We start from the raw sequence: 23,346 nt of genomic DNA on the forward strand, positions 1-23,346 counted from the left end.
CAGTCAAACCGCAAAGTTTTTTTATTTTTATACCATGCCGGTAAAAACGTCCTACAAAGAAAATGTCTCCATTGCATTACAATCTATAGCCGGCAACAGGCTGCGTACATCGTTAACTTCGCTCATTATTGCCATAGGTATTATGGCCCTGGTAGGTATTTTAACCGCCATTGAGGGTATACGGCAGTTTACTAATGATGCCTTTGCCGATTTGGGCGCCAATTCATTCACTATTCAAAACCGGGGCGAAGGATTAAACTTTGGTAATGGTGGAAACCACAAGGCTTACCCGGCAGTTACTTACGACCAGGCCGAACGATTTAAAAATACGTTTAAATTACCTGTATTAACGGCCATCAATCTGGATGTTACAGGTACGGCAGTGGCTAAGTATGGTAGTGAAAAGACAAACCCCAATATTTCTATTTCGGGATCTAATGAAAATTATCTGGCTACCAGCGGCAAAAAATTATCCTTCGGGCGTAATTTTTCATCGTCAGAGCTGGAGCACGGCGCCAATGTGGTGCTTATTGGTGACGAGATCAAATCAAAACTTTTTAAAAAGGAAGATCCTATTAATAAATCGCTTTTTATTGGGAGTAATAAATACCGTATAGTTGGCGTAATTGCGTCAAAAGGATCCAGCTCATTTGGCGGCGACAAATTTTGCATTATACCTATTTTGAAAGCCAAACAGATAGATACAGTACGTAATATATCCTATACCATAACTATTAAGGTTGCCACTCCGGGTGCGCTTGATGCCACTATTGGCGAGGCTACCTCTTTATTCCGCAATATCCGCGGCCTCAATATCGCCAACGACACTAATTTTGATATTACCCGCAGCGATTCTATACAGAAGGAGCTTTCGGGCCAGTTAACAGGTATTACAATAGCTGGCTTTGCCATAGGTATCATTACCCTCATCGGGGCCGCCATCGGGCTCATGAACATTATGCTGGTATCGGTTACCGAACGCACGCGCGAGATAGGTGTGCGTAAAGCTATCGGCGCCACGCCTGCAGTGATCCGCAAACAGTTTTTAATTGAAGCTATTGTAATATGCCTTATAGGCGGGGCCGTTGGTATATTATTAGGAATGGCTATAGGTAACCTGATAGCGGTTCAAATCAGCGGAACGTTTGTTGTGCCATGGGCATGGCTGTTTTTTGCTGTACTGTTATGTACTTTTATTGGTCTGATATCAGGCTATTATCCGGCAAAAAAAGCCTCCAGGCTTGATCCGGTAGAGGCGTTGAGATACGAATAAGAAGAGATGCAAGAAGTAAGAGTCAAGAATCAAGACTCAGTATTTTATATCTTGATTCTTGACTCCTATGACTCCTATCTCTTGCATCTAAGTTAAAGCAGTAAAGTATTTTTCAACGGGTAGTCAAAAAGCAATTTCTCCACGTAAGTAGTACGCAGTGCCTCTTTTAACGCAGCAGCGTGTTTGGGATGGTGCATATCACTTGATATGAAATCGATCAGCTCATTATCAATCAAACTTTCGGCCATTTTCTTTGATTCGCGGCCATAATAACCGGTTAGTGAAATGGTATTCAACTGAAAATTACAACCCCAGGAATGCAGGTTTTTAAACTGTTCCAAATCCATGTAAGGATACCTTTCGGGATGGGCCAGGATCGGCTTATAACCCATGTCGTTCATTTTTTGAATAACAGGTATGGCATTTGGAGGTTTATTAATAAATGAAAATTCAAATAGGGCATAATTATCCCCCATCGTAAGCAGTCTGCGTTCTTCTACACGGGCCTCAAAAGTTTCGTCGAAATAGTGCTCTGCGGCCGCTTCAACGGGTATATCAATGTTTTCTTTTACCAGCTCGGCCTTTAATATGTTAAGTGCATTATTAATGGTTTCAGGGGTGTTCCTGTAAAAATCAACCATGATATGCGGGGTGGCAATAATTTTTTTTATGCCCAGCTCCATCATCTTACGAATCAGTATAATGGAGTCTTCCGGCGTTTTGGCGCCATCATCAATTCCGGGTAATACATGCGAGTGCATATCAACCATGATAGAATCATAGTTAAAGTGTGCATGTCTTTTTTCCGGTTTCTTTTTAAATAACCCAAACATATTATTCGCAGTTAATCATTGCTCTGGCGCTCATGCCCATGGTGCGGTTAACGGTTAGCATACTGTTCACTATAATATTGCTGATAATGACCCGATGTAACGTTTTCCAGCCATTCTTCATTCGCCAGGTACCAGTCAACAGTTTTTTCCAGCCCCTCTTCAAAGGTTATCCCGGGTACCCATCCTAATTCATCTTTAAGTTTGGATGCGTCTATAGCATATCTTAGATCGTGCCCGGCCCTGTCTGTTACAAAAGTGATCAGTTTGGCCGATTCACCTTCGGTCCTGCCCAATTTCTTATCCAGTATAGTACATAACAAATTGATGAGGTCAATGTTCTTCCATTCGTTATGACCGCCGATGTTATAGGTTGAGCCAGCTTTTGCCTTGTGGAAAATAAGGTCGATAGCGCGGGCATGATCTTCCACCCAAAGCCAGTCGCGTATGTTTTCGCCTTTGCCGTATACCGGTACAGGTTTGCTTTGTTTAATGTTATTAATGGCTAAAGGAATCAGTTTCTCCGGAAAATGATAGGATCCATAGTTGTTTGAGCAATTGGATAGTACCGTGTTCATGCCATAGGTGTCCTGATAGGCACGTACAAAATGATCAGAACTGGCTTTTGATGCCGAATATGGAGAATGCGGATCATAGGCTGTTGTTTCAGTAAACATGCCATCATCGCCCAGAGTGCCGTAAACCTCATCGGTTGATACATGATAAAAACGGGTTTGGTCATAGCGGCCTTTCCAGTTTTCGCGCGCAGCGTTAAGCAGGTTAACGGTGCCCACCACGTTGGTCATCACAAATTCCAGCGGACTTACGATAGAGCGATCCACATGCGATTCTGCTGCCAGGTGTATCACCGCATCGGGTTGTTCTGTGGCAAATAGTTCGTTAATAAATGCAATATCAACAATATCGCCTTTTACAAAACGGTAGTTGGGTTCATTTTCAATATCGACCAGGTTGGCCAGGTTACCGGCATAGGTAAGCTTATCTAAATTGATAATGGTATAATCGGGATAGTTTTTTACAAAACGCCGCACCACATGTGATCCTATAAAGCCAGCACCACCAGTAATAATTATTTTCTTCATCGGTAGAATATTAATAAACACTAATTGCACGAATTTAATCGAATTTGATTAATTGGCGCATTTTGATCAATGCAATTTAACCCTTGAAATTGGATTAAATTCGTGCAATTGGGTTTATTTTGTTTTTTATAAAGGATTTTGTGATATGTATTTTTCCCATTCCCAGGCTGATTGCATCATGGTTTCAACACCCAGTTCGGCTTTCCAGCCCAGTTTATTAGTTGATTTGGTTACATCGCCCCAAACTTTTTCTACATCACCCGGGCGGCGCGGGCCAATCTGGTAATTTAATTTTACACCCGTAGCGCGTTCAAAGGCGTGTATTACCTCTAATACGGTGCTGCCATTCCCGGTGCCTATGTTAAACACATCATAACCGGTAAAGCTTTCTTTTTCGGCCAGTTTTAGGGCGGCCACGTGCGCTTTGGCCAAATCAACTACGTGTATGTAATCGCGAACACAGCTTCCATCTGGAGTGTCGTAATCGTTACCAAATACGGTCAGTTTTTCGCGTTTACCTATAGCTGTTTGGGTAATAAAAGGTACCAGATTTTGCGGCACACCAATAGGTAGCTCGCCTATAAGTGCAGTTTCATGAGCGCCTACCGGGTTAAAATACCGTAACGCTATTACTTTATAATTGCTTCCCGAAGCTACCATATCGCTCAGTATCTCTTCGGCAATTTGTTTGGTGTTGCCATAAGGTGATTCTGCGGGTTTTACCGGTGCGCTTTCGGTAACGGGTAATATGTCTGGCTGCCCGTAAACGGTACAGCTTGATGAAAATACAAAGTTTAATGATTTACCATAATAAGCTTCCAGCAAATTGATGAGGGAGTAAAAATTATTGCGGTAGTATTTTAATGGTTTTTGTACCGATTCTCCTACTGCCTTGAAAGCAGCAAAATGAATGATGCCGTCAATATCGGGCTCATTTGCAGCCAGCTCTTTTACGCTATGCTCGTTGCTGAGGTCAAGTTTATGGAAAACGGGCTTGTAGCCTATTATCCTGGCTATCTGATCCAATATTTTAGGATCGGAGTTTGACAGGTCGTCAACAATAACAGGCTCGTAGCCTGCATTTACCAATTCAACAACGGTATGTGAGCCAATAAAACCCAAACCGCCTGTTACTAATATTTTCATTTTAAGTAGGTATGTTATTTATTATAGTACGCAAAATCCTTGTGGTTTATTTCTTTTTCGGGCAGAGATTTAAAATAATCCAGCGTGATCTTCAAACCCTCGCTCCGGGATACTTTGGGCTCCCAGCCTAAAATGGCTTTGGCTTTAGTGATATCCGGCCGGCGTTGTTTAGGATCATCAACCGGCAATGGCAGGCTGATGAGTTTTTGATCGGTACCGGTTAGCTTGATAATCTCTTCGCCAAATTGTTTTATTGTGATCTCATCGGGGTTACCGATGTTTACCGGCTGTGCATAATCACTGTGCAGCAGGCGGTAGATGCCTTCAACCAGATCGTCTACATAACAAAATGAGCGGGTTTGTGAACCATCGCCAAACATGGTTAATGATTCGCCCCTCAAAGCCTGACCAATAAAGGCGGGTAATACACGTCCGTCATTTAACCGCATACGCGGGCCATAGGTGTTAAAGATTCGCACAATACGGGTTTCCAGTCCGTGGAAGGTATGGTAAGCCATAGTTATAGCTTCCTGGAAGCGTTTGGCCTCGTCATAAACACCACGTGGCCCAACCGGGTTTACATTGCCCCAATATTCTTCGGGTTGTGGGTTTACGTTAGGGTCGCCATAAACTTCTGATGTAGAGGCAATCAGCATCCGGGAACCTTTGGCACGGGCCAGCCCAAGCAGGTTATGGGTACCCAGCGAACCCACTTTTAGGGTTTGGATCGGTATTTTTAAATAATCAATCGGACTTGCCGGCGATGCAAAGTGTAGTATATAGTGAAGTTCGCCGGGAACATGCACAAATTTGGATACATCATGGTTGTAAAACTCAAAGTTCTCCAGTTTAAACAAGTGCTCAATATTACGCAGATCGCCGGTAATCAAATTATCCATACCAATTACATGGTAGTCTTCTTTGATAAACCTATCGCACAGGTGCGAACCCAGAAAGCCGGCTGCTCCGGTTATTAATATCCGTTTACGAGTTGACATATTTGTTCCGTTATCACGGGTGAGTGGTTGATTGGGTGAGTAGGTGAATGGTTAAATAGAAACAGTTATAAACTTAATCAACTACTCACCCAATCAACTACGCACCTCATATTGTAATTATTGTTATTACTTTTATGCCCGGCTAAGATAATCATTCATACTTAAATTGATGTTTTTATATAACATTGGGATCAAATTATATTACTTCGTTATATGGCTCGCTTCGTTTTTTAACACAAAAGCCGGCCTGTGGATAAACGGGCGCCGGCAACAAAAAATAAAGCCACGTAATAGCAGCATCTGGTTCCATTTTGCATCCCTTGGCGAGTTTGAACAGGGCCGGCCTATTTTAGAAGCTGTGCGCGAACAGTACGCCGGCAAAAGTATTGTGATTACTTTTTTTTCGCCCTCCGGTTATGAGATCAGGAAGAGCACTCCCCTTGCCGATGCGGTTTACTACCTGCCTTTGGATACCCCAAAGAATGCCCGCGAGTTTATTGATACAATAAAGCCGGATATGGCCATATTTACCAAGTACGAGTACTGGTATCATTATTTTAAAGAGCTGAACAGGCAAAACATTCCACTATATATCGTCTCGGGTATATTCAGACCAGGACAGGTTTTTTTTAAATGGTACGGAGGCTTACACCGTAAAATGTTAAGTTTTGTAACACACTTCTTTTTGCAGGACGAAAGTTCCGAACAATTGCTCAACAAGCTTGGCCTTACTAGTATAACCGTAAGCGGCGACACCCGTTTTGACCGGGTTTGGGCCAACGCGCAAAACCCAAAAGAAATAGCCGGAGTAAGAGAGTTTAAAAACGGACAAAAACTTTTTATAGCAGGCAGCACCTGGTCCGAAGATGAAAAGCTGCTGGCTACCCTGCCTGCCCTGTACCCTGACTGGAAATTTATTTTTGCCCCGCATGAAGTTGGTGAGGAAAAAATAAACCACCTGATAGGTTTATTACCCTCAAGCTTAACCGTCAAATATTCACAACTCACAACGCACAACGCACAACTCCAAATCCTCGTCATTGATAACATTGGTATGCTGTCGTCTTTATATGCCTATGGTGATATTGCTTATATTGGTGGTGGCTTTGGTGCCGGTATCCATAACACGCTCGAAGCCGCGGCTTTTGGTCTGCCTGTAATATTTGGCCCCAGGTATTTGAAATTTAATGAGGCTCGCGAATTAATAGCACTGAAAGCTGGTTTCAGTATCAGCAATGAAACCCAGCTAAAAGGCATTGTGGATACTTTGATTACCGATGAGGCTTTTTACAGTACAACCAGCAAAAAAATATACAACTATGTACAGGAACATACCGGTGCCACGGAAATGATCATGAGCCATATTGTCTGAACCCGAATTTTTAGAATGAAAGAATTAATGGAATCTGAATGAAATAAATTCATAAAATTCCCTAATTCTAAAAATTCAGGTTCAGACAATTTGCATATTTGCAGATCAAAAATTCCCCCTTTAGGGGGCTAGGGGGCTAACAATGGGTTTTTTACATCTGCCCGGTTTGGGTAAAGCGCATTTTCATGAATATGGTACCGGTCATAGGCCGCTGCTGGCTTTTCATGGCTATGGCATGACGGGGAAGCAGTTTCAGGTGCTCGAGCGTTCTATCCTGCCCAAATATCATATTTACGGGTTTGATCATTTTTTTCATGGAGACAGCAAACTGGAAGGCTGGACAGAGGAACAGATTACCACTGGAATGTCCAAAAACATGGTGCATAGCTATATGCGGGAATGGTTCAAAATGTATGGTGAACAGCGGTTCTCGGTGATGGGTTATTCCATTGGCGCCAACCTGGCCCTGATATTATTGGAAGAATATGCGCATTTAATTGACGATGTGATATTAATGGCCCCAGACGGGCTGTCGGTATATAAAGGTTTTCATTTTTTATTGCACAACCCCTTGGGTAAATTTATGTTCCGCAGGGTAACCAAAAGTAAATGGCTGGCTCCTTTTGTATTGAAAACCGCGAAACGGGCAGGCATGATAGATGATAACCTGTACCAGATAGCCTATAATGAAATTGATACGGAACAAAAACGGCTGGATACATATTATACCTTAAATTTGATCCGTTTGCTGAAACCAGATGTGGAAAAAATAGCCATGCTGATCAATCAATATAAGATCAATTGCCAGCTGATATTTGGTAAAGACGATAAGCTGTTCCCCAAATCGGCAGCGATGCCCTTTATTGAAAAGTTGGATAATGCCGAGGTGCACGAACTGGCCCTGGGCCACTGGTTGGTTATTAAAGCATTGGATGAATATTTAGTACGATAAATTATGTTGCCATCGCGCCAGAATGATACTTTAAGCCGAATGTTTTACCGCTTTATGCGTTGGTGGATGGGGCGTAATTTTAAAGAGATCAGCATACAGCCATTTGAGCCGCGTCCCGGGCATTCCATCCTGTTGCTTACCAACCATTTTAGCTGGTGGGATGGTTTTTTTGCCAATTATGCAGCCTTCAATAACTTAAAGCGACGCCTTTATATTATGATGCAGCATGATCATTTTTTAAAGCATTGGTATTTCAAATACCTGGGAGCTTTTTCCATGAAAAAAGGATCGCGCGAAATGCTGGAATCGCTCACCTATTCGGCCGGACTGCTGAACAATCCTGAAAACCTGGTCACCATATTTCCGCAGGGGGCGCTTTACTCTAATCATGAAACGTATATCCATGTGGAGAATGGGATTGAGCGGCTGATCAAACAGATCAAAGGCCCATGCCAGATAGTTTATCAATGTACGCTGATTGATTATTTTGAGGGTCTGAAACCGCGGGCCTATATGCATCATTTTGATTGCGGTGTTGCCGGCGAGGTACCCTTTGAAGAACTGAAACAACGCATTAACGATTTTCATCAGCAGGCCTTAAAAAAACAGGCCAACATGGAACATTGATAGCTGTTATTAGTTAACTTGCGATAGCATGCTGTACGATAAAAAGAACTTTTTTATTAATCGCTTTATGCACCACTATATCAGGTGGATAGTTGGCAGACATTTTCATAAATTATCGTTTAACAGTATCGATGTTGACCCTCAGAAATCGATCCTGCTCATCGGCAATCATTTTAGTTTTTGGGACGGACTGATATTATACTGCGTTAATGACCAGCTACTAAAAAAGAAATTGCACGTGATGATGCTGGAGGATACGGCCCGCAAAACACCCGCTTTACGATATGCAGGTGCTTTTTCGGTTAATAAAAACTCCAGGGATGTGTTACAGTCAATAAACTATGCCGCCGGGCTGCTTGATGATCCGCAAAACCTGGTATTGATATTTCCGCAGGGAAAATTGTACTCCAATTTTATTGATCAAATACATTTTGAAAAAGGGATCTGGCGGATCATAGAGCAGGCACAGGATAAGTTCGGGCTTATATTTTCGACAACATTTATTCAGTACCTAAAACATAAAAAGCCAACAGCTACCGTTTACTTAAAAAGTATCGAAAGCAATTCGGCTTATAAAAATATAGATGAGCTGACAAAAGCTTATCAGCAGCATTATGATTCATCAAAACAAAGTGAAACCGAAATAATATTATAAAAGTGATCATTGCCATATCAATAACCCTCTTTTTTATTATTCTGCGTTTTACAGTTACCCTGTTTAATTTTATATCCAACCCCAAATTACACCGGGTAGCTAAGGCCTATCAGGATAGGGTATCCATCCTCATCCCCGCTCGTAACGAGGCCGATAATATTCTTTTGCTATTACAATCTATCCACCAGCAAGAGTACCAAAATTATGAGGTGATCATATTGGATGATGAATCAACGGATGATACCTATGCTGTTTGTGCTGCTTTTGCCGAAAGGCACCCACGTTTCCGGGTAATTAAAGGCGGCAAACTTCCCGATGGCTGGATAGGTAAAAACCACGCCTGTCATCAGTTGGCCCAACATGCCGACGGTAAGTATTTACTCTTCCTGGATGCAGATGAAGAAGTAAAGGAGGGTTTGATCAACAGCGCGGTACACCGGATGCACCTGCACCAGTTGGGTTTATTGAGCCTGTTTACCAACCAGCAAATGGAAACATTAGGCGAAAGAGCTGTTGTGCCGCTGATGCATTTTATATTGTTAAACCTATTGCCCGTAAGGCTCATCTATTTGGTGAAAAATGCTTCGGTAGCAGCGGCGAGCGGGCAGTTTATGCTGTTTGATGCCAATACTTACCGCCTGCACCAATGGCACAAAGCGGTAAAAAATAAAGTGGTGGAGGATGTAGAGATCATGCGGCTGGTTAAAGCCAACGCCTATAACGGTGAGGCCCTGCTGGCCAATGGTATGATTAGCTGCCGCATGTATAAAAGCTATAACGAGGCCATCAACGGGTTTAGTAAAAATTTCCTGGCGGCGTTTAACTACAGTATCATTGGCTTTTTAATTTACATTGTACTCATCATCGGCGGACCGATGATCGTGATCATGACATTAAATCTGCCCTTACTATTTTTTATGCTGGGATTAATAGCTTTGAGCCGTATTATGATCTCGCTGTTATCAGATCAGAACCCGGTGAGTAATATCATCATACACCCGGTGCAAATGTTCAATATGCTCATCATCGCGGTTTTATCCATACAAAAGCATCTCACCAAAACAACGGTATGGAAAGGTCGCAGGATTTGAAAAATCCATTGAAGGCAGCCATTACACGGCCGCAGCGGATATCCATTATCATCATTATATTATTTCATGCGGTGGGCTTAATAGGATGCTCGCTGCCGGCAACCGATGTGTTGTTTTTAAAACTGGTGCCCTGGCATTTACTATTGATGACCGTTGTAATTATATATAACCATGACCAGTTGGAAGGCCTGTTTTTTCTTTTTGCCATGATCGTTTTCCTTACTGGTTTTGCTGCCGAATGGATAGGTGTGCATACCGGCTGGCTGTTTGGTAACTATGTTTATGGCGAAACACTAGGTATTCAATTATCCCGGATACCGCTGATGATTGGTGTAAACTGGTTTTTGCTCATCTACTCCACCGGAGTATTGCTGCAACGAACCCGTATCAAAAGTAGAATCATAAGAATATTAACCGGCGCAGTTATCCTGGTATTGCTGGATATATTGATAGAGCCCATGGCTATCCATTTTGATTACTGGCACTGGGCCAATAACCACATCCCTTTAAAAAATTATGTTTGCTGGTTTGGATTGAGTGCTGTGCTGCTTTTTGGTTTTGACCAATTTAAGTTTAAGCAGCAAAGCATAGTTGCGCCCGCATTGCTCATCATACAGTTTGTTTTTTTTATGGCACTGGAATTACTAAACTGAGGCCCACAGCCTCCTGAAGGGGGGATTTAAAGATGATGATATCGAACACAGAATATTCAATATCGAATAATGAAGTAAAAAAGGTTGGTGTTGGGCATTCGAAATTCTTTATTCGATATTATTTTATCACTGGTGCATCACCACAAGACCTGTGCTAAAGCAAGATATCGTTTTAACAAAAATCAACGAAATCACATAATCATTACCATCAACGGTTATTTTTGCTGTAAATTTGCAACACCATGGGAGAGTATCAGTTAAAGGTTACTATTGATCAGGATTCGGGCTTTTGCTTCGGGGTGGTATATGCTATTGATATGGCCGAAGAAATACTGGCCGAAGAGGGCTATCTGTATTGCCTGGGCGATATTGTGCATAACGACGAGGAGGTGGAACGCCTGAAAGCACTGGGCCTGCGTATTATTGAACATGCCGAACTAGCCAACCTGCATAACGAAAAAGTGCTGATCCGCGCGCATGGCGAGGCACCTGATACCTATCGTATAGCTTTAGAGAACAATATTACCCTGATAGATGCCTCTTGTCCTGTGGTTTTAAAGCTGCAAAACCGCATCAAGACATCATATGATGCCAATGAGAAGATCCTGATTTTTGGCAAGCATGGGCATGCCGAGGTTATTGGCCTGGAAGGACAAACCAATAATGAGGCCATCGTTTTTCAGGATATTGCCGAGCTGGACAATGTAGAGCTTCCCGAAAATATCACGCTGTACACCCAGACTACCAAAAGCATGGAAAAGTTTTATGGTATCAAAGACGAGCTGATATCCCGCGGATACAATCTTAAAGCAAATGATACTATTTGCCGCCAGGTATCCAACCGGGATAAGGATCTGCCCAAATTTGTAAGTAAGTTTGATAAGATTGTTTTTGTATCCGGTCGCAAATCATCAAATGGGAAGGTATTATTTGAAGTATGCCGCAAGCATAATCCCAATACCTACTTTATATCGTCGGCAAGTGAGCTGGATAAAGCCACGTTTTCGCCAAATGATACTATTGGTATAGCCGGGGCCACATCAACCCCCATGTGGCTGATGCAGGACGTAAAAGCCGCGCTCGAACAATTTTAACAGCACGCTTTTTGCGGTTGTATGATCACCATGCCGAAAAAGCCATCAAATACAGGTTTATTTATTGCTATACTGCTCATTGGCTGCTGGGCTACCAGTATTGTTTTACTGATGCGCTGGCATTTCAGCTTTGCTAATCCCCTGGTATATTTATTGATGCTGGTTCAAATGCACCTGTACACGGGTTTGTTCATTACCGCGCATGATGCCATGCATGGCACTGTATCACCTAACCGCATACTGAATAATCTTACCGGGTACATTTGTACCTTTTTATATGCCTCGTTCTGGTATCCCAAACTTTATACCAAACATCACCTGCACCATAGTCATGTACATACTGCCGATGATCCCGATTATCATGAAGGCGGTTTCTGGAGCTGGTATGTAAGGTTTATCCGTAATTATCTGTCTATATGGCAAATTGTGGTGATGGCTATTGTATTCAATATTTTAAAATTGTGGATACCGCAGCCCAACCTGATACTATTTTGGGTGGTGCCCTCATTGCTAAGCACGCTGCAGCTATTTTACTTCGGCACTTATCAGCCACATAAAGGTGAGCACGATAATCCATATTTTGCCCGAAGCCAGCGGCGCAATCATGTACTGGCTTTTTTGAGCTGTTATTTTTTCGGTTATCATTATGAACACCATGATGCGCCGGGGATACCCTGGTGGAAATTGTGGAGAGCCTTGCCCGGTGCTGAGTCTAAAAAATAGTTTGTCATTCTGAACGGAGTGAAGAATCTATTAATCTACAAGCATAGTTAAACAATAGATCCTTCGTTCCTCAGGATGACAAACCTGCGGAACACGTACCGATCATTTATTTGTAAATTGTTCCCCCTTTAGGGGGTTAGGGGGCTAATATTTTTTATTTTTGCAGCTTAGTTATGGGTAAAAAAGCAGTTTTATTAGTGAATTTAGGTACACCTGACAGTCCTTCAACGGCGGATGTACGTACTTATCTGAATGAGTTTTTGATGGATCCGAGGGTAATTGATATCAACCCTATATCACGCACCCTTTTAGTTCGTGGATTAATTGCTCCGTTCAGGGCACCAAAATCGGCTAAATTATACCAGGCTATCTGGGATAAGGAAACCGGTTCGCCATTAATGCATTATAGTTTGTTACAGCAAAAGGCTTTACAACAGCGCCTGGGCGATGAATACATTGTAGAACTGGCTATGCGTTATCAGAACCCTTCTATTGAATCGGCATTGAACAGGCTTAAAGCCGCTTTGGTGGATGATATACAGGTTATCGCGCTGTTTCCGCAGTATGCATCGGCCAGTACCGGCTCTGTTTATGATAAGGTGATGGAGCTATTGGCAGCCTGGGGTACTAAACCCAATATCTCTTTCGTAAATTCTTTTCATGACAACGAAGGCATGATAGCCACCTTTGCCGATAACGCCCAAAAATATAATCCCGAAAGCTATGATCACGTGTTGTTCAGCTTTCATGGTTTGCCACAAAGGCAGCTGATTAAAGCCGACCATACCCAGAAACACTGCTTAAAATCCAGCGATTGCTGCGAAACACTTACCGATGCCAATAAAAATTGTTATTCGGCGCAATCCCATCATACAGCTAAACTCATTGCCGGGAAGCTGAATATTCCCAAAGATAAATATACCATTTGCTTTCAATCGCGTTTGGGTAACGACCCATGGGTACAGCCTTACACTAGCGAAATTGTAGCCAAACTGGCCAAAGAAGGTAAAAAGAGCTTGCTGGTATTTTGCCCGGCTTTTGTGGCCGACTGTCTGGAAACGGTTTACGAAGTAACTACCGAATACGGCGACGAATTTAAAGCCCTCGGCGGCGAGAAAGTTCAGCTGGTAGAAAGTTTGAACGATTCACCAATTTGGATAGATGCTTTGGAGAAAATGGTTAGGGAAAACCATATTGCAGTTTAAGATATTCAAACAAATATGTCATTGCGAGCGTAGCGTGGCAATCTCGTCGCATGTATAAACGCGAGGAGATTGCTTCGTCGTTCCTCCTCGCAATGACATAAAATAATAGACCTTACCCTCTCAACCCTTCAATCTCTTTCAAAGTCTTCGGTAAATATTTACCTAATAGATGACTGCCGGTATCGGTAATCAAAAAGTTGTCTTCAATACGGATGCCGCCAAAATCACGATAGGTGTTCAGTACATCGTAATTGATAAAATCAGCGTATTTGTTTTCAGCCTTCCAGCGGTCGATCAGTTCGGGGATAATGTAGATGCCCGGTTCAACGGTAAGTACATAACCAGCTTCCAGTTCGCGTCCCAGGCGTAGGGATTTTAACCCGAACACGGTTTCTTTTTTCAGCGTATCAGTATAACCTACATATGGTTCGCCTAAATCTTCCATGTCATGCGTATCCATGCCTAACATATGACCCAATCCGCATTGGAAAAACATGGTATGCGCACCCGCGGCAACAGCTTCGGCAGCATCGCCTTTCATCAGGTTCACTTGTTTTAACCCTTCTACCAATTTTTGGCAGGCGGCCAGGTGAATATCTTTATAACGTGTACCGGGTTTTAGCAGGCTGATGGCATGGTCCATAGAGTTAAGCACCACCTCGTATAATTCCTTTTGTTTATTGGTAAAGCTACGCCCAACCGGGAAAGTGCGAGTAAGATCGCCGCCATAGTGCATATCATTCTCGGCACCAATATCACTTAATACCATGTTACCATCCTGCAGGGTATTGCCATAATAATGGGTATGCAACGTTTGGCCATGCGTAGTAATAATGGCCCCATAACCCAGGCGACCGTTAGCTGCCAGGGCTACTTCGTTGGCTATAGCAACCAGTTCATACTCCTTAATGCCGGGGCGAGTAGCTTTAATAACGGCCAGCTGCATATCTACACTGATAGACACCGCTTTTTCCATCTCCTGTATCTCTAAAGGCGTTTTGATTACCCGCTGCGCAATCACCGCTTTAATCAACTTAACGGATACATGATCCTGTACATCCTCTAAACTTACATTAAACCAGTTAGCCAGTTTTATGCGGTTTTCGGGGCGGTATGGAGGCAGAATATGCACTTTTCTGCCGGCGATCAACGCTTTGTGTACATAATGCAGTATCTGATCGAGCGGTTTGGTTTGGGTAACGCCAACCAATCCGGCCATTTCGTGTACAGTAGGCAGGGTGCCTGTCCAGATGATATCGTCAATGGTCAACTCGTTGCCGAAAACTACTTCTTCGCCGGTATCGGTATCAATGATGGCAGCCAGGTTTTGCACATCCAGGCCAAAGTAATAAAGAAAAGTGCTGTCCTGCCGAAAGGGGTAGCAATTGTCTTTATAATTCATGCTGCTATCCTCGTTCCCTAATAACAGGATAATGCCGTCATTCGGCAGGCTTTGCTTTAATATATTTCTTCTGTCGGTATAAACCTGTTTATCAAAAAGCTGAAGTTTCATAGGTTATTATATTGAATGGGTAAAGATAAAGGGTTTTTGCTTTATCATGCAATGGCGCAACGTGGTCTTTACTTTGTTGTGTGATACTCCTTTAACTGTACCTGCTATTTTCTCCACACGTCATTGCGAGGTACGAAGACAACCCCCGTTATACAGGGCGAATAATACAAATCGTAGAGCGCTCAATTGCCGCTGGGGCTGTCACTTTTGTCGCCACAAAAGTAACCAAAAAGGCTGTCACCAGAAATGCTTCTTTGCGCTCATAGCCTCTGCCCTGCAAACCGGGCAGAACCACGGGCTGCAATTATTTTGCGCGACTTCGTTCGCTCTTACCCCCGCCCTTCAGCAAAAACTTGCTATGCCCCTCCAACCGCACTTGGCCACCATTGTTCTTCCCACTTTCGCCCGAAGCTTATCTGCTGACGGGAAAGGAATAGAATCAAGATATTAGAATCAGGAATCAAGACAATTGCAACTAAATATGTCCCCGTCCCATTCAATAATTCACTAAATCACTAATTCAATAATTAAACGAGGTCGCTTACAATTTTGGCCGAAAGCAGGCAGAGTGGAATACCGCCGCCCGGATGCACGCTGCCGCCGCAGAAATAGAGGTTTTTAATGGCCGACGACCGGTTGGCATGTCGTAAAAACGCAGCGAACTGACTGTTGGAGCTGGTGCCGTATAACGAGCCTTGGTATGATGATGTTTTACTTTCGATGCTACGAGGGTCGAGGATGCTTTCGGATACGATGAGGGGACTAACATCTTCGTTCAGAATATAGCTCAATTTGCTTAATATATTTTGACGTGCGGTGTTGATCAGGCTGTCCCAATCCTGCCCGGTATTGGCCGGCACGTTGATCATGGTGAACCAGTTTTCGCAGCCCTGTCGGGCATCATCAGATTTGTATTTGGAGCTGATATTAAGATAGATGGTTGGATCGTGGTAAATGTCTTTTTGCTGCCAGATATAATCAAACTCGGTTTTATAATCGTTACTGAAAAAGATATTATGCAGGTTTAGCTGCGCGAATTGTTTGTTGATACCCCAATAAAATATCAGGGCCGAGCTGCTGCGTTCCTGCCTCAATATCTTTTTAGGAAACAGGTGCGGATGTTGCCTTAACAGCCTGTTATAAGTGAACCAAACATCCATGTTGGATACGATGCTGTCGGCAGGTATCAATTCCCCCTTTACTTTGATGGCTTTTGCGCTTTGTTTTTCCAGGATGATCTCATCAACTGGGGAATTATAATGAAATATCACACCCAGCGATTCGGCCAGTTTTACAAGGCTGTTTACGATGCTGTACATGCCGCCATCAGGAAAATAAGCACCGTAATGCTGTTCCAGGTGCGGGATCACATTGAGGGTAGCCGGCGCCGTGTACGGGTTAGAACCATTGTATGTAGCATACCGGTCGTAAAATTGAGTAAGGCGTTTATCCTTAAAAAAGCCTTGATTGGCTTTGTGCATGGTGCGGAAAGCATCAATCTGCGGAAACCGAAAAACAGAGCGCACCGTATCCCAATGCAAATAAGTTTTTAGTCGATGTAATGAGCGCTCCAGGAAAACATGATTGGTAATGCTGTATATGTTGGCGCTGTTCTTAAGATAATTTTTAACGGACATGACCGGCTCTCCAATGTGGAGGTTTACCTCCGTTGCGAATCGTTCTTCATTGGCATAGGCACTCAGGATAGTTCCATCTTCATAAAAGTACCGGCAAACTATATCCAGTTGCTGGTAATTGAAATAATCTTTTGGGTTTTTACCGGCAAGTATAAACAGCTCATCCACATACTGCGGCATAGTAAACAAGCTGGGCCCGGCATCAAACCTGAAACCATCCTGCTCAAACTCCGATAACTTACCGCCGGGATAATCATTGGCCTCAAAAACATCAACCTGGTAGCCTTTTATAGCCAAACGGATAGCTGCGGCAATACCGGCGATACCGGCACCAATGATCAACACTTTTTTTACAGGCATGGGGTAAAGATAAAATCTATGAACATAAAAAAGGGCAGAACCACGAATGATTCTACCCCCAGTTAGGTTATTGTACTGAATTTGTCCTGAATGATTTATGGAGCATGCTTCACAGCGTGCCCTGTTGACAAACTCGGCATCATAAGCCTAATATATACTCAACAGGATTTATCTGTTATTGTTTCCTTGCGCTTATTTTGGATAAGGTATAGCACCAGTAAACCTATGCTAAAGCCTTTTAAAAGGCCATCGATGGCATCGGGCTCGGAACTATAAAAGCGTTTAACAAAAAAGCTTAGTGCCAGCAGGAATAATCCTATGGGTAGCATATATTTTATGGGAATAAGCGGCTTCATGATCTATTATGTTTATGGCCCTAAAATTAGGAGATAAGTATTAAAATTCAAAAGGCAGCATTTAGCGCTCATTTGTAACACCACCGGCGAAATGTGGGTGGCTTCTGATATTCTCATATAGCATAAAGTGCGAACGCCTAAATGAGTGAAAAAGTGGGTTTACATAAATTTAACTCTTTTTTTATATAATTTTTTGATTATCAATATAATAAATTAATATTTATCATAAAAAGTGTAAACCATGTAAACCCACTTTTGCCCGACGCTCGTTACAAATGGTGCAGGTTTTAGCCCCCTCTCCTTTGGAAAGGGCTGGGGTGAGGCTATTGATGCCCCAAGGCAAAATTGATAAAATTGCTGGTAAGTCCGTAGTCCTCTGTTCCTTTACGACGGATGAAAAAGAAATCGCGGGTGATCTTGAGACCTTCAATGGGTACCTCTACCAGATCGCCTTCGGCCAACTGACGGATGATAGACGGGCGCGGCATAAAGCCCAGGCATTGATCGGCTAACAGGAAGTTTTTCAGGGCCTCTGTACCACCCAGGCGAATCTTTACCGACAGATCGGCCGGTTTGATGTGCAGGGCTGATAACGATTTTAATACCGCGTTCAGCGTTCCCGAACCACGTTCCCGAACGGCCAGCGGTGTTTTAACAAACTGCTTTAAAGTTAATGATCTGCCCGCCAGCGGACTTTTAGCCGAACATACCGGTATTACTTCATCGCTCATAAAAGGTTTGTACGATACGGTGGTGAGCTTGTTATCCACCTCGATGATGCCGATATCTACCTCGTGATTGAGCAGAGCATTCAGAATATATTCTGAGTTGCGGTTTACTAGTTGTACATCTACATTGGCATATTCGCGCTGAAAGCCCGAAAGTATGGAGGGTAAAATATACAGGGCGATAGTTGTACTTGCTCCCAAACGCAAATGCCCGGCTGCCTGCGACAGGTTACTGAGTACCGAAAGATCATATTCGATCTTCCGCTCAATTTCGGTAGCCTGCTGCAGGTATTCGTTCAGTTTGTTGCCAGCATCGGTAAGCAGAATGCTGTTGCCTTTACGTTCAAACAAAGGTACTTTATATTGATCTTCCAGGGCTTTAACATGTTTGCTGATGGCCGGTTGCGTAATAAACAGTACCTGAGCCGCCTTGCTGAAACTCAGGTTGGCAGCTACTTCCATAAATACACGGTGAGCAAAGGATATCATTTGGCTAAGTTACTTGTTTAACTTCTCAAAAAAACGACCAGTAAATTTATAGGTGATCAATTTGTGCGTCATTTTATGATTATAGTCAACCAGTGGTGTGCGGATAGTTTGGGAAGCTTTGTCAAAATAAATGGCCGGGTACGATGACCAGTCGGCAATGGAGCTCACGTCAAAATCATAGTGCAACTGGCTGTATACACCGGTAGGCGTTTTAATCAACGGCGGATTACCAATCAACTTACCTTTGTCAATAGTAAATATTTTTAAACCCTGCCCGGCTTTAGTAGCCGAATAAACCGAATTATAAGTAGCCAGGTAATAGACTTTACCGGCAGTGCTAAACGTGTATATTTTAGGGTACCAGAGCGATACATATCCTTTTTTACCAATGGTATCCATCTTTAACAGCGACACCGTTTGCCCGCCGTTTTTGTATTGCAATACATTATAAATATCAAAGCCTCCCTTAACCCCCAGTTGTGTGTTCCAGGAGTAGGTACGAAATATGCCATCGGCAGAAGTAGCTATCACCAGGCGCTCTTTAACCAGTGAGGTAAAGAGCAAACTAATGGTTTCGGGATATTTGGAGGTATAGTATTTGAGCTTAACGGCAAAAATCTTGTTTTGCTTCAGCAGCGAATCCATCGCTTTCCAATCCTTTTTGTGCGCCCCGTAATAGTTTACTTTTTTCAATATCCGGAGCAAATCGCCCTCAATAGCCTGCGGACTATTTTGCGCAAACACAAACTCTGATGCTAAACAACAGCACAATACAACTATCAGCTTAATGGTTTTCATGGCAAACAAGTTTAAATAAAAAAAGGGATAATCAATTGATTATCCCTGCCAAAATGTTATTTAAATGGCTATCTGCTTACGCTTCAACCGGCTGACCGATCAAATGGGCGGCTGCCAGGTACTCGGCAATTTGCACGGCGTTGGTAGCGGCACCCTTGCGCAGGTTGTCTGATACTATCCAACAGTTCAGGGTATTGTCCTGAGTTTCATCGCGGCGGATACGGCCTACAAAAACTTCGTCCTTATCATGCGCGTCGAGCGGCATTGGGTATTTCAGGTTGGCAGGATCGTCAACCACAACAATACCCGGCGATTTGGCTAACAGTTCACGAACTTCGGCCAGGTCAAAATCATTGGCAAACTCAATGTTTACCGACTCCGAGTGACCACCCATAACCGGGATACGTACGGTGGTAGCAGTAACCTTAATACTATCATCACCCATGATCTTTTTAGTTTCCAGGATCATTTTCATTTCCTCCTTGGTATAGCCGTTCTCGGTGAAAACGTCAATCTGGGGGATCACGTTAAGGTCGATAGTATAAGGATAAACTTTCGGTCCGTCGATACCTTTACGTTCGTTAAATAACTGGTCAACAGCTTTTACACCGGTACCGGTTACCGATTGGTAGGTAGAAACTACTACTCTTTTAATTTTATATTTATCGTGCAGCGGTTTTAAGGCCACAACCATTTGTATGGTAGAGCAATTGGGGTTGGCGATGATCTTATCGTCAGCGGTCAATACATCAGCGTTCACTTCGGGCACCACCAGTTTTTTGGTAGGATCCATGCGCCAGGCCGATGAATTGTCAATAACAGTTGTACCAGCGGCTGCAAATAAAGGAGCCTGCTGTAATGAAGTGCTTCCGCCGGCCGAGAAAATCGCTACGTCCGGCTTCATCTTAATCGCATCCTCAACAGAAACCACCTTAAACTGCTTACCCTTAAAAGTAATTTCTTTACCAATACTTTTCTCTGAAGCTACGGGAATTAATTCTGTAACGGGGAAGTTGCGTTCTGCAAGAACCTGCAACATTTTGGTGCCTACTAATCCTGTAGCACCTACTACTGCGACTTTCATTTGTGTTAATTTGTTATATAATAAAACATTAAACTCCAAATATGCAGATTTTTTTTGAGGAATTGAACTTAATCTATCAGATTGGTAGTTTAATATAATTATTGAATTAATGATTTATTGAATTATTGAGTTGATTTTCCCTCTTGTCTTGATTCTTGTCTCTTAATTCTCATATCTATTAATAATGGCGTTACCTCCGGCCCGCGCTATCCGCTCATACGCCACAAGGCATTAGCCACGGGCCGGTATCCGCTGCTATCGCTAACGCAGGGGAGTAATTATTGAATTATTGAATTAGTGATTTAGTGAATTATTGAATGGGACGGGGACATATTTAGTTGCAGTTGTCTTGATTCCTGATTCTGATATCTTGATTCTATTCCTTTCCCGTCAGCAGATAAGCTTCGGGCAAAAACGGGCAGAACAATGGTGGCTTGTGCGGCTGCGGGGCATAGCAAGTTTTTGCTGAAGCGCTGGGATTGCGCGAACGAAGTAGGGCAAAATAATTGCAGCCCTGGTTCTGTCCGGTTTGCAGAGTAAAGGCTATGTGCGGCAAAGAAGCATTTCTGCTGACTTGATTTTTGGTTACTTTTTATCAAGAAAAAGTAACTGGCCCTCCCGCGGCCAAGAGCGGGTCTGGAACTATTCAAAACCGCAATTCACTCAAGTCAATTCCACGGGCAGAAGCGAGGCCCGAACCATTTAAAACCGCAAATTAACCACTCACATAATCTAACCTAATCAACTACTCTCCTAACAAGAAATTTTTACCTTTGCCTAAACTCAAAAATACATGAGCGAAAAGATCTTAGTGATAGGAGCCAACGGCCAGATAGGGACAGAACTGGTTGTTGCATTACGAAAAATACACGGTGCCGAGAGCGTTATAGCATCCGATATCAATGATCCGGGTTATGCCATACGTCACAGCGGCCCATACGAACTGGTGAACGTGCTGGATAAGGACAATCTGCACCACATATTCGAGAAACATCGCCCAACCCAGGTTTACCTGCTGGCAGCCATACTATCGGCCGTGGGCGAACAAAAGCCCAAAATGGCCTGGGATCTCAACATGACCGGCCTCATCCATATACTTGATTTTGCCGTGGAGTTTAAAACTGCCAAGGTTTTTTGGCCAAGCTCCATCGCGGTATTCGGACCAAACTCGCCGCAGTTCCATACCCCGCAGTATTGTGTAATGGACCCCAATACCGTTTACGGTTTCAGCAAACTTGCCGGCGAACGCTGGTGCGAATATTACTTTACCAAATACGGATTGGATGTACGCAGTATCCGTTACCCCGGCCTTATCGGCTGGCGCGCCAATCCGGGCGGCGGCACAACCGATTATGCGGTGCATATATTTCACGAGGCATTAAAAAAAGGCAAGTACACTAGTTTCCTTTCGGCAGATACCGCTTTGCCTATGATGTATATGGATGATGCCATCAGGGCCACGATATCGTTAATGGATGCCCCGGCCGAACAGCTCACCATCCGCTCATCATATAATCTGGCGGGTATCAGTTTTACGCCAACCCAACTGGCCGAAGAGATCAAAAAACAGATCCCTGATTTTGAGATCAGCTATGCCGAAAATGATCCGCGGCAGGCCATTGCCGATAGCTGGCCAAAGTCAATTGATGATGAATATGCCCAACGCGATTGGGGCTGGAAGCTGGAATATGACCTGGCTGCCATGGCCAATGATATGTTAACTAATTTAAAAAATGTAATTTAGAGCCCCCTAACCCCCTGAAGGGGGAATAAGTAGGCTTAATGGTATAACAAATAAAAATAACTCCTTGCTCCCCCTTTAGGGGGCTGGGGGGCTAAGAATTATGGGAAGAGCATTTGAATTCCGCAAAGAGAGAAAATTTAAACGCTGGGCCAAAATGGCCGTGCAGTTTACACGTTTAGGTAAAGAGATTGTGATGGCTGTAAAAGCAGGTGGTGGTGACGTTAACACCAACTCGCGCCTGCGCACCGCGGTACAAAATGCCAAAGCGGTAAACATGCCAAAAGATCGCGTGGAGGCCGCTATAAAACGCGCCAGCAGTCGCGATGAAAAAGATTACGAAGAATTGGTTTATGAAGGTTACGCACCATATGGTGTTGCCGTTTTGGTTGAAACCGCAACCGATAATACCAACCGTACCGTTGCCAACGTACGCAGCTATTTCACTAAATATGGAGGTTCATTAGGTAAAACCGGCTCATTGGATTTTATTTTTACCCGTAAATCGGTATTCACATTTGAGCCTGGCGACCGCGATCTGGAAGAACTGGAGTTAGAGCTGATAGACGCAGGTTTGGAGGAGATATTTGTGGAAGCTGATGAAAATGGTAACGATATTGCCGTAATTCATACCGCGTTTGAAGATTTTGGTAAAATGCAGAAAGGGCTCGAAGAGCTTGGCATTGAAGTAAAATCGGCCAAACTAGAACGAATTGCACAGTCGTTCCACGAAGTTACCGAAGAACAGGTTACCGATATCATGAAACTGATTGACCGTTTAGAAGAGGACGACGACGTACAGGCGGTTTACCATAATATGGCGGAGTAAGCCCCACCCAACCCTCCCCTGAAGGGAGAGGGCTTTAAAATAAAACAAAAACAACTTGTCATGCTGAACGCAGTGAAGCATCTATTATG

22 protein-coding genes are annotated in these 23,346 nt (G+C 43.4%); 12 read left to right on the top strand and 10 right to left on the bottom strand.

Annotation, left to right across the window (positions count from 1 at the left end):
* Nucleotides 1-34 precede the first annotated feature (34 nt).
* Entirely contained in the window at nt 35-1,273 is a 1,239-nt protein-coding gene (locus G7092_RS22510) for an ABC transporter permease (RefSeq protein ID WP_166092798.1), read from the top strand.
* 92 nt (nt 1,274-1,365) lie between these two features.
* Here G7092_RS22510 and G7092_RS22515 read toward each other — a convergent pair whose 3' ends face one another.
* The 4 genes from G7092_RS22515 to G7092_RS22530 all read right to left on the bottom strand — a co-directional run bounded on the left by G7092_RS22515 (nt 1,366) and on the right by G7092_RS22530 (nt 5,350).
* Nucleotides 1,366-2,106: a tyrosine-protein phosphatase gene (locus tag G7092_RS22515; protein WP_166092800.1), complete on the bottom strand. Its 741-nt coding sequence runs from the start codon at nt 2,104-2,106 to the stop codon at nt 1,366-1,368.
* Between the two features lie 47 nt (nt 2,107-2,153).
* Nucleotides 2,154-3,206: a dTDP-glucose 4,6-dehydratase gene (gene rfbB, locus G7092_RS22520; RefSeq protein WP_166092802.1), complete on the bottom strand. Its 1,053-nt coding sequence runs from the start codon at nt 3,204-3,206 to the stop codon at nt 2,154-2,156.
* A 126-nt stretch (nt 3,207-3,332) separates the two neighbouring features.
* Nucleotides 3,333-4,352: a UDP-glucose 4-epimerase GalE gene (gene galE, locus G7092_RS22525; protein ID WP_166092804.1), complete on the bottom strand. Its 1,020-nt coding sequence runs from the start codon at nt 4,350-4,352 to the stop codon at nt 3,333-3,335.
* Nucleotides 4,353-4,366: 14 nt separating this feature from the next.
* On the bottom strand, nt 4,367-5,350 hold the full coding sequence (locus tag G7092_RS22530; RefSeq protein ID WP_166090053.1) for a UDP-glucuronic acid decarboxylase family protein: 984 nt from the start codon (nt 5,348-5,350) through the stop codon (nt 4,367-4,369).
* A 169-nt stretch (nt 5,351-5,519) separates the two neighbouring features.
* On the opposite strand from G7092_RS22530, the gene G7092_RS22535 reads away from it, so the two are divergent.
* The 9 genes from G7092_RS22535 (at nt 5,520) to hemH (ending at nt 13,722) form a co-directional block, all read left to right on the top strand.
* Complete coding sequence (locus tag G7092_RS22535; protein WP_317170010.1) at nt 5,520-6,722, top strand: 3-deoxy-D-manno-octulosonic acid transferase; 1,203 nt, start codon at nt 5,520-5,522, stop codon at nt 6,720-6,722.
* 142 nt (nt 6,723-6,864) lie between these two features.
* Complete coding sequence (locus G7092_RS22540; protein WP_166092808.1) at nt 6,865-7,674, top strand: alpha/beta fold hydrolase; 810 nt, start codon at nt 6,865-6,867, stop codon at nt 7,672-7,674.
* A 3-nt stretch (nt 7,675-7,677) separates the two neighbouring features.
* A complete protein-coding gene (locus tag G7092_RS22545; protein WP_166092810.1) occupies nt 7,678-8,301 on the top strand; it encodes a 1-acyl-sn-glycerol-3-phosphate acyltransferase in 624 nt (207 codons plus the stop codon).
* Nucleotides 8,302-8,329: 28 nt separating this feature from the next.
* On the top strand, nt 8,330-8,956 hold the full coding sequence (locus G7092_RS22550; protein ID WP_166092813.1) for a 1-acyl-sn-glycerol-3-phosphate acyltransferase: 627 nt from the start codon (nt 8,330-8,332) through the stop codon (nt 8,954-8,956).
* 2 nt (nt 8,957-8,958) lie between these two features.
* On the top strand, nt 8,959-10,047 hold the full coding sequence (locus tag G7092_RS22555) for a glycosyltransferase family 2 protein (protein WP_166092816.1): 1,089 nt from the start codon (nt 8,959-8,961) through the stop codon (nt 10,045-10,047).
* Entirely contained in the window at nt 10,026-10,700 is a 675-nt protein-coding gene (locus G7092_RS22560; RefSeq protein WP_166092818.1) for a carotenoid biosynthesis protein, read from the top strand. The genes G7092_RS22555 and G7092_RS22560 overlap by 22 nt, the downstream gene beginning before the upstream one ends.
* A gap of 242 nt (nt 10,701-10,942) precedes the next feature.
* Entirely contained in the window at nt 10,943-11,794 is an 852-nt protein-coding gene (locus tag G7092_RS22565; protein WP_166092821.1) for a 4-hydroxy-3-methylbut-2-enyl diphosphate reductase, read from the top strand.
* 30 nt (nt 11,795-11,824) lie between these two features.
* Nucleotides 11,825-12,517 (top strand): fatty acid desaturase, encoded by a 693-nt coding sequence (locus G7092_RS22570; RefSeq protein ID WP_166092823.1) that lies wholly within the window; start codon nt 11,825-11,827, stop codon nt 12,515-12,517.
* 173 nt (nt 12,518-12,690) lie between these two features.
* Nucleotides 12,691-13,722, top strand: coding sequence for a ferrochelatase (hemH, locus tag G7092_RS22575; protein ID WP_166092825.1), 1,032 nt, complete (start codon nt 12,691-12,693; stop codon nt 13,720-13,722).
* 112 nt (nt 13,723-13,834) lie between these two features.
* On the opposite strand, the gene G7092_RS22580 is transcribed toward hemH, so the two are convergent.
* The 6 genes from G7092_RS22580 to G7092_RS22605 form a co-directional block, all read right to left on the bottom strand.
* Complete coding sequence (locus G7092_RS22580) at nt 13,835-15,235, bottom strand: aminopeptidase P family protein (RefSeq protein ID WP_166092828.1); 1,401 nt, start codon at nt 15,233-15,235, stop codon at nt 13,835-13,837.
* Between the two features lie 527 nt (nt 15,236-15,762).
* Nucleotides 15,763-17,232: a 1-hydroxycarotenoid 3,4-desaturase CrtD gene (crtD, locus tag G7092_RS22585; protein WP_166092830.1), complete on the bottom strand. Its 1,470-nt coding sequence runs from the start codon at nt 17,230-17,232 to the stop codon at nt 15,763-15,765.
* A gap of 158 nt (nt 17,233-17,390) precedes the next feature.
* On the bottom strand, nt 17,391-17,588 hold the full coding sequence (locus G7092_RS22590; protein ID WP_166092832.1) for a hypothetical protein: 198 nt from the start codon (nt 17,586-17,588) through the stop codon (nt 17,391-17,393).
* Nucleotides 17,589-17,911: 323 nt separating this feature from the next.
* Entirely contained in the window at nt 17,912-18,805 is an 894-nt protein-coding gene (locus G7092_RS22595; protein WP_166092834.1) for a LysR substrate-binding domain-containing protein, read from the bottom strand.
* 9 nt (nt 18,806-18,814) lie between these two features.
* Nucleotides 18,815-19,603, bottom strand: a complete 789-nt coding sequence (locus tag G7092_RS22600) for a hypothetical protein (RefSeq protein ID WP_166092836.1) — start codon at nt 19,601-19,603, stop codon at nt 18,815-18,817.
* A 76-nt stretch (nt 19,604-19,679) separates the two neighbouring features.
* Complete coding sequence (locus tag G7092_RS22605) at nt 19,680-20,687, bottom strand: aspartate-semialdehyde dehydrogenase (protein ID WP_166092838.1); 1,008 nt, start codon at nt 20,685-20,687, stop codon at nt 19,680-19,682.
* 793 nt (nt 20,688-21,480) lie between these two features.
* Here G7092_RS22605 and G7092_RS22610 point away from each other — a divergent pair.
* Nucleotides 21,481-22,431: an NAD-dependent epimerase/dehydratase family protein gene (locus G7092_RS22610; protein WP_166092840.1), complete on the top strand. Its 951-nt coding sequence runs from the start codon at nt 21,481-21,483 to the stop codon at nt 22,429-22,431.
* Nucleotides 22,432-22,531: 100 nt separating this feature from the next.
* A complete protein-coding gene (locus tag G7092_RS22615; protein WP_166092842.1) occupies nt 22,532-23,257 on the top strand; it encodes a YebC/PmpR family DNA-binding transcriptional regulator in 726 nt (241 codons plus the stop codon).
* Nucleotides 23,258-23,346: the final 89 nt, after the last annotated feature.

The organism is Mucilaginibacter inviolabilis (assembly GCF_011089895.1).
GTDB classification, from domain to species: Bacteria; Bacteroidota; Bacteroidia; order Sphingobacteriales; family Sphingobacteriaceae; genus Mucilaginibacter; species Mucilaginibacter inviolabilis.